At 43.7% G+C, this 7702-nt stretch carries 7 protein-coding genes; 5 read left to right on the forward strand and 2 right to left on the reverse strand.

The features are described from left to right. Nucleotides 1-339: 339 nt before the first annotated feature. On the reverse strand, nucleotides 340-1707 hold the full coding sequence (pssA, locus tag FHQ30_RS01300) for a CDP-diacylglycerol--serine O-phosphatidyltransferase (RefSeq protein ID WP_139611138.1): 1368 nt from the start codon (nucleotides 1705-1707) through the stop codon (nucleotides 340-342). Between the two features lie 206 nt (nucleotides 1708-1913). Between pssA and FHQ30_RS01305 the strand changes: the two genes are divergently transcribed. Next, nucleotides 1914-3182: a TrmH family RNA methyltransferase gene (locus FHQ30_RS01305; protein WP_139611137.1), complete on the forward strand. Its 1269-nt coding sequence runs from the start codon at nucleotides 1914-1916 to the stop codon at nucleotides 3180-3182. A 9-nt stretch (nucleotides 3183-3191) separates the two neighbouring features. On the opposite strand, the gene FHQ30_RS01310 is transcribed toward FHQ30_RS01305, so the two are convergent. Further along, nucleotides 3192-3452: a YfhL family 4Fe-4S dicluster ferredoxin gene (locus FHQ30_RS01310; RefSeq protein WP_139611136.1), complete on the reverse strand. Its 261-nt coding sequence runs from the start codon at nucleotides 3450-3452 to the stop codon at nucleotides 3192-3194. A 115-nt stretch (nucleotides 3453-3567) separates the two neighbouring features. On the opposite strand from FHQ30_RS01310, the gene FHQ30_RS01315 reads away from it, so the two are divergent. From FHQ30_RS01315 to FHQ30_RS01330, 4 genes are all read left to right on the forward strand, one after another. Beyond that, nucleotides 3568-4263, forward strand: coding sequence for a ribonuclease T2 family protein (locus FHQ30_RS01315; RefSeq protein ID WP_139611135.1), 696 nt, complete (start codon nucleotides 3568-3570; stop codon nucleotides 4261-4263). Between the two features lie 267 nt (nucleotides 4264-4530). After that, nucleotides 4531-5694, forward strand: a complete 1164-nt coding sequence (pgk, locus tag FHQ30_RS01320) for a phosphoglycerate kinase (protein WP_139611134.1) — start codon at nucleotides 4531-4533, stop codon at nucleotides 5692-5694. 74 nt (nucleotides 5695-5768) lie between these two features. After that, complete coding sequence (fbaA, locus tag FHQ30_RS01325; RefSeq protein ID WP_139611133.1) at nucleotides 5769-6848, forward strand: class II fructose-bisphosphate aldolase; 1080 nt, start codon at nucleotides 5769-5771, stop codon at nucleotides 6846-6848. Nucleotides 6849-7158: 310 nt separating this feature from the next. Continuing rightward, entirely contained in the window at nucleotides 7159-7620 is a 462-nt protein-coding gene (locus FHQ30_RS01330) for an IS256 family transposase, variant Zn-binding type (protein ID WP_500692247.1), read from the forward strand. Nucleotides 7621-7702 lie beyond the last annotated feature (82 nt).

Here is a 7702-nt window from a genome sequence, read left to right on the forward strand (position 1 = left end):
GAGCCGCAAAGCGGCTTATCTATGCGTAACCTAGTACGGCCTTGCCGTGCTAAGCTAAAAAGATTAGGTTTAGCTCAAATAATATAATCAAAACAACAACAGGCCCTAGGGTCTGTTGATGGTTTAGACTGCTGACAAAGGTTAAAATACCCGATTAATGTTGTAACTGTAAGGGGCGATTATATATCGCCCCGAACCGCACTTTGCATCTTTTCTTTATTTATTAAGTGCTTATACCGCACTTCGCAAACGAGCGGATATATAATCCTCCCCTACTTTGCCTCATCAAATATCTTTGTAATAATCTGCGTGTGGTTTCACCGTACCCTGATCCTGATTTTACAGAACTAAGCGCACGATTTTATCGGCTTGTAAACGGCGGAAGCGGTTCAGTAGTTTTTTGACTTCCGGCGGATAGCTGTGCAGTTTTTCCAGTGCACGGTAGTGGTGAAGCTGCTGAGTATGTTGGCGAATGGTTTGCAGCTCACGTTGCACCTGCGGTTGCAATTGCTGCTGCGGATCTTGAATCAACAGCGCATTTTCTGCGTCCAACCGCCAAGCACGTGGGTTGAGGTTGTTACCGGTCAACAAAATATAGTGATCATCGACCCATACCCCTTTCAGATGGTAGGAGTTATCGCCGTGTTGCCATAAACGCACGGTAAGTTGACCATTATTTAGCATTTTTTGCTGCTTTTTGCAGAAATTTCGCAAATTCATTTCATACAAATAAGGCAATGCTGCCGACATATTAAACGGTTTGTCCGGTGCAACATAAAAGTCGTTGGCCGTTTTGTCGCCGACAATAATTTCCACTGCTTTACCCTCTTTCAATAACTGTGCCAGTTGCAACCGTAGGCTGCGTGGAAAGTTGAAATAGGGAGTGCAGATGGTCAGTTTTTGCTGCACTACACTGAATAACGCCTCGATCACGGTATTCAATTGATTGCCGTTGGATAGCCCGAAAATCGGTGAAATCAGTAGTTGGTTTGGATCAAACTCGACTGTCTCACTGACGTGATATTGGCTGTGTTGGCTGAGTTTTTTCCGATAGTGGCGAATTGCAGGGCGGATGCTTTTGTCTTTACGAACCGGCTGATCTAAACGTTGAACCGCACTTTGATCGTTCAGGTAGTCGTTTAAAAATGCGACAAAACTGTCGGCTAACGCACGGTTACGGATTTTTTGGTAGCGGTCATAACGATATTTATCTTGTTGATGCAAATAAACATTATTAATACTGGCGCCACTGTAGAGAATGGTGTCGTCAAATACTGAGCCTTTAATATGCAACACCCCGAACAATTCGCGGGTGTTGATCGGCACGCCGTGGAAAGCGATGTCGTTTTGTGGATCCAACGCATATTTTTGGCGTTGTTCGGCGTACCATTCGGCGTTGGTTTGTTGGATTTCAGCACCGATTAAACCACGCTGTGCCCGGTGGAAATCAACAAAAACTTGGATGTCCAAGTGCGGATTACGTTGTTTCGCTTGATATAATTCAGCCAGCATTTCTTGGCCGGCTTCATCGTTTTGCCAGTAAAGTGCGGTAATGTAAATGCGTGTTTTTGCCTGCCGGATGAGCTGAATAAAGTGTTGTTTATAGTCTGCGGTGGAGTAAATAAACTCTACCCCTTCCGCCATTTGTGGCAGAAACGGCAGAGATTGTAGCTGGTGCAACGACTGACGATATTTAGTATTCGGCATAAACAATAATAATTAATAATCAAAAGTATCAAAATTCAAAAAAGACAATAAAGTGATTTAGTTTACCTGCCTTAATTCAGTTTGAACAGGGTTTTGCCGAGAAGTTTGCTTAAATTGGAATAAAAATTTGCTATAATCGGCACCATATCACGTTTGTATGTTGGCGCATATAAACTCTTTTCAGCCATCAACCTATAGGCACCTGCATGAACGATAAATCCAACCGCAAACCTGCATTTCAACAACCTAAATCTGGTAGCCGTTTTTCGGCGAAAGAGCCGCGTGGCGAGCGCAGCTCACAGCGCAATTCTCGCAATGACGGCGGACGCGCCGAACCACGCGGTGACAGACAGGAAAAACGTTTTTCAGAAAACCGCACTTTTGATAAACGCACTTCAGATAAACCTCGTTTTGAGAACCGCACTTCGGAGGATCGCCGTCGATTCAACGATAAAGAAGGTGAGCGTAGCGAACGGAGAGCGCCACGTCAAAACCGAGAAGGAGGGCGTGATGATCGTAGCCGTGATAACCGCAGCAGTGATAACCGTAACCGCGATCGTGATAACCGCAGCAGAGACAATCGAGAGCGTCAGGATAGCGCAACACCTGCCTTTGTCTGGGGCGAACGGGAAATGAAGGCGACTAAAGCCGGTAAAAATAGCGAAGGCAGCGTTAAGGTGATGATTAAAGGTGACGTTGCTGGAGAGAAAAAAACCGGTCCGTTGTCACCGCGTGCACCGGAAAAAATCCGCAAGAACCGCAATGAAGAGATGAAAATCTATGGTGAAGCCGCCTGTTTGGCGCTGTTCCGACAGCGCCCGGAAAGTATTGTGCGTTTGTGGACCAATATTGAAACCAGCCACCGCATCGGCAAGCTGACCAGCTATTTAGCCACAGCGAAAAAAGCGTATCATGTGGTGGACAATGCCGAATTGGCGTTGGTGAGCGGTAGCGAACATCATGGCGGAATTTGTATGCTGGTCAAAAAAGCAACACCGATGAATTTGGAAGCGTATCTAAAAACCGCCAAATTGCAAGATTGTGTGCTGTTGCTCGACGACATTGATAATGCTTATAATGTTGGCGGTGTGATCCGCACCGCTGCGTACTATGGCGTAAAGGGCATTGTTTGTGAAAGTGCGGATAAGTTGTATTCTGCCGCTGCCGCCAGAGTAGCGGAGGGGGCGATGGAGCATATTTATGCATTGGAAAGCAGCAGCACTGAAATGGCGTTGCAAGCGTTGAAAAACGCGGGGTATCAATTGGTTGCAGTCACGGCAAATAAACAGGCGCAACCGTTGGATAAAGTGGTGTTAAGCGATAAAGTGGCGTTTGTTCTCAGTGAAACAATACCGGCGCAAGTCAATCCATTGATCGAGCAATCGGTGGTATTATCGTTTGAAAATCCGTTGAATAGCGGTCTGAATGTCGCAGTTAACTGTGGCGTTTTGTTGTCGCGTTGGTATTTCCGCTAACGGGATAACTTAAAGCTTATCTGAATGGTGCAGCAGAGCAAAGCGCTCCCAGAGTGTGTCTTCCGATTCGATATGGTCTGGATCCGTAATAATGCAATGATTAATCGGGCAGACTTTTTGGCAGGTCGGGATATCGTAGTGCCCGACACATTCGGTGCAGAGGGCGGGGTCAATCACATAGATTTCTTCGCCCATGCTGATCGCCTGATTTGGGCATTCAGGTTCGCACATATCGCAGTTGGTGCATTTTTCGGTGATCAGCAGCGCCATAAATATTGTCTCAAATTTTTAATATCGGTATTGGCTTAAAAAGCGGATGATTATAATCAAAGTCGCCGAAAAAACCAACAACGTTAATCTTTAAATTTTTATTGAAAAAACTGTTATGCAACTAAATTCATCTAAAATTTCGCAGCTGGCGCTGTTTATTGTTCTGTTTTTTGCTTTGATTTTAAGTGCGCTGTATTTTTCCTACCGTCAAAAAGCCTCGATTGATGCTGTGTTGGAGAGCGATTATGATGTTTCGATGGCAAGAGATTCCATCGGACAGAATAAAAATGCAAAAACCGGCTACTACACTTTAGTGCTTTCATGGTCACCGGGTTATTGCCAGAATCTGCGTGCCAGCAATGCCGGGGCGATTCCTAAAGCGGCAGCTTATCAATGTGGTGAAACCCAGAAGTTTGGCTGGGTTATTCACGGCTTGTGGCCACAGAGTGCGACTGCTCGTCGGGTGAGTGATCATCCACGTTTTTGCCAAGGTGATTTGCCGCCGTTAGAAGTGGCACTGTTGGAGAAATATCTGGCACACTCTCCGAGTTTGCAGCTGTTGCAGGGCGAATGGGAAAAACACGGCGCTTGTGCGTTTAGTCAGCCCAAGGACTATTTTGACAAGCAGCAAGAACTGTTTCAGAGCTTGAAATTGCCGGATTATGATCTGAAACGTTCAGATTTATTTGCTTGGTTGCGGCGTAATAACCCACAGTTAAGCGGTAAATATTTGGGTGCCGGACGTGATGAGCTGCAAATTTGCTATGATTTGGCATGGCAGGTGATCAATTGCCCGAAAATCCGATTCTAGCAAAATTAAAAAATTCTGGTTTAAAGTGCCGGAATTGCAAAAGAAATGTGTTCAAAGTGTTAAAAATAACCGCTGTTATTGACAAAAAAGTAGATAGCTTCTGCTAGAAAATGGTTTTGGCGGTATAATCAAAAGCATTCAAACGGAATAATTTCAAACATTAAAATTTTACATTGTGGCGCTAGATTAAATTGCTATAATCAATCCGCTACGGTACACAGAAATCGCTGTAAAATTATCAATCACAATTAAATAAGAGGACTTATTATGTCAGTAATTAAAATGACCGACTTGGATTTGGCGGGTAAACGTGTTCTTATTCGTTCCGATTTAAACGTACCTGTGAAAGACGGGAAAGTGACTTCCGACGCACGTATCAAAGCATCGATCCCGACGATTGAGCTGGCGCTGAAGCAAGGTGCGAAAGTGATGGTTACTTCCCACTTCGGTCGTCCTACGGAAGGCGAATATAACCCGGAATATTCGTTGCAGCCGGTGGTTGATTATTTGAACAAAGCATTAGACGTGCCGGTGCGCTTAGTTAAAGATTATTTGGATGGGGTAGAGCTTGCTCCAAATGAATTGGTGGTATTGGAGAATGTACGCTTTAATAAAGGCGAAAAGAAAAACGAAGACGAATTGACCAAAAAATATGCTGCGCTTTGCGATGTGTTTGTAATGGATGCTTTCGGTACTGCACACCGCGCACAAGGTTCGACCCATGGTGTGGCAAAATTTGCCACAGTAGCCTGTGCCGGTCCGTTGTTGGCAAATGAATTAGATGCTTTGGGCAAAGCGTTGAAAAGCCCGGCTCGCCCAATGGTTGCTATCGTTGGTGGTTCTAAAGTATCGACCAAATTAACCGTGTTGGATTCTTTATCAAAAATTGCAGACCAACTGATTGTGGGTGGCGGTATTTCCAATACCTTTGTTGCTGCGCAAGGCTTGAATGTCGGAAAATCGCTGTATGAAGCCGATTTGATTCCGGAAGCCCAGCGTTTAATGCAAATTGCGGATATCCCATTGCCAAGCGATGTACGTGTTGCCACTGAATTTTCTGAAACTGCACCGGCAATTGAAAAAGCGGTAACAGATGTGCAAGACAACGAACAAATTTTGGATCTGGGTGATCAATCGGCAGAAGTGCTGGCAGAAATCATCCGTGGTGCCAAAACTATTCTGTGGAATGGCCCGGTCGGGGTGTTTGAATTCCCTAATTTCCGTAAAGGTACTGAAATTGTAGCAAAAGCAATTGCAGACAGTGACGCTTTCTCGATTGCGGGCGGCGGTGACACTTTAGCGGCAATCGATTTGTTTGGTATTGCTGACAAAATCTCTTATATTTCAACCGGCGGTGGCGCATTCTTAGAGTTCGTTGAAGGCAAAGTATTGCCGGCAGTGGCGATTTTAGAAGAGCGTGCCAAAGCATAAACCGCACTTGAGTTAATCCGATTTATCAACTTTGAGAGTTGTAACAGCTCTCGTTTAAACATAGGAAATCTACCATGTCAAAATTATTAGATATTGTAAAACCGGGCGTTGTTACCGGCGATGATGTACAAAAAGTCTTTGCTTATGCTAAACAACACGGCTTTGCTTTACCTGCGGTAAACTGCGTCGGTACTGACTCAGTGAATGCCGTATTGGAAACTGCGGCACGGGTTAAAGCACCGGTCATTGTGCAGTTTTCTAACGGTGGGGCTCAATTTTATGCGGGTAAAGGCATCAAGCCAACTGATGGTTCTCGTCCGGACGTGCTGGGTGCGGTAGCCGGTGCAAAACACGTACATCAACTGGCAGAACATTACGGGGTGCCGGTGATTTTACATACCGACCATGCCGCTAAAAAATTGTTACCATGGATCGACGGTTTATTAGATGCCGGTGAAAAACACTTTGCAGAAACCGGTAAACCCCTGTTTTCTTCACACATGATCGACCTTTCTGAAGAGCCGATGGAAGAGAATATGGCGATTTGCCGTGAATACTTAGCGCGGATGTCAAAAATGGGTATGACACTTGAGATCGAAATCGGTATCACCGGCGGTGAAGAAGACGGCGTAGACAATTCCGGTGTTGATGAATCCAAATTGTATACTCAGCCGGAAGACGTGCTGTATGTTTATGACCAATTGAATCCGGTCAGCCCGCGTTTCACCATCGCTGCGGCATTTGGTAACGTACACGGTGTGTACAAACCAGGTAACGTGAAGTTAAAACCGTCTATTTTAGGGGCGTCACAAGAGTTCGTTTCTAAAGAGCGTAATCTGCCACCAAAATCAATGGACTTCGTGTTCCATGGTGGTTCCGGTTCTTCAACTGCAGAAATCCGCGAAGCGATCAGCTACGGTGCGATCAAAATGAACATCGACACCGATACCCAATGGGCAGCTTGGGAAGGTATTCTGAACTTCTATAAAGCGAACGAAGCTTATTTACAAGGTCAGCTGGGCAATCCGGAAGGCGCTGATTCACCAAACAAAAAATTCTATGACCCGCGTGTTTGGTTGCGTAAATCAGAAGAAGCCTTGTCCAAACGTTTGGAACAGTCTTTTGACGACTTAAATTGCCGTGATGTACTGTAATTGCGGCTAGTTTGAAGCGCCATAAATAAGTCGCTTGGTATAGTAGACAAAATGGTTGCTAAAAAGTGGGCTAAAGCCTTATAGTAATTGGCTTTAACCTACTTTTTTGAAATATGAATAAAAAATTGCCCTTTCTGCCAAAATCAAAATATTCGCAAATATGGTGTTCGTAATAATATTCAGCGTTATAAATGTAATGTCTGCAATAAAACATTCATCTCCAAGAAAAAATTAGATCCCATTAAAATTTGGTCTGAAGAGAAAAAATTTTTATATTCAATCTATTACCTGCGATGGAAATCGAGGCTTATTGAAAGATCTTTTAAATACGCCGATCCAGATGTGTCAATTTCACCAAGTTGCACTTGTCATCAGAAAATTAACCCGAAAGCCAAAATCAGAAGCGGGAAAAGAGTTAAAAATACTTGTTAAAACACTCAAAATAAGCCGTAAGAATGAGTTTTATATAAATCTGTATCATTGGTATCTTAAGCATAAAACATTCTTAAATGAGCGTTCTGATAAGCCTGATGAAAAAGGTAAATATCCTTATAAGCATCGTGGCGTTCGTAGTGCTTATGCAAGCTTGCTACGGAATATGGATCATTTATTTACCTTTGGAAAATACGCTGAATTAAATATTGAAAAAACGACTAATCGTTTGGAGGGTTTATTTAGTGAACTTAAGAGAAATCTGGCTGCTCATAATGGACTAACTAAACATCATAAGATTATGTTTATTAAAGATTTTTTAAATAAAAAAGGTTGCTAATTATTAATAAATTTAAATATTAGCAACCATTTTGTCTACTAGGCATGGTAGATCTCAAAATTAGCAACCATTTTGTCTACTA

Source organism: Testudinibacter sp. 'clade 2' (assembly GCF_006227735.1).
Taxonomy (GTDB): Bacteria; Pseudomonadota; Gammaproteobacteria; order Enterobacterales; family Pasteurellaceae; genus Chelonobacter.

What these genes read in the sequence shown, in the direction of transcription:
- pssA (WP_139611138.1), bottom strand. Translation starts at nt 1,707, where the DNA reads ATGCCGAATACTAAATATCGTCAGTCGTTGCACCAGCTACAATCTCTG.
- FHQ30_RS01305 (WP_139611137.1), top strand. Translation starts at nt 1,914, where the DNA reads ATGAACGATAAATCCAACCGCAAACCTGCATTTCAACAACCTAAATCT.
- FHQ30_RS01310 (WP_139611136.1), bottom strand. Translation starts at nt 3,452, where the DNA reads ATGGCGCTGCTGATCACCGAAAAATGCACCAACTGCGATATGTGCGAA.
- FHQ30_RS01315 (WP_139611135.1), top strand. Translation starts at nt 3,568, where the DNA reads ATGCAACTAAATTCATCTAAAATTTCGCAGCTGGCGCTGTTTATTGTT.
- pgk (WP_139611134.1), top strand. Translation starts at nt 4,531, where the DNA reads ATGTCAGTAATTAAAATGACCGACTTGGATTTGGCGGGTAAACGTGTT.
- fbaA (WP_139611133.1), top strand. Translation starts at nt 5,769, where the DNA reads ATGTCAAAATTATTAGATATTGTAAAACCGGGCGTTGTTACCGGCGAT.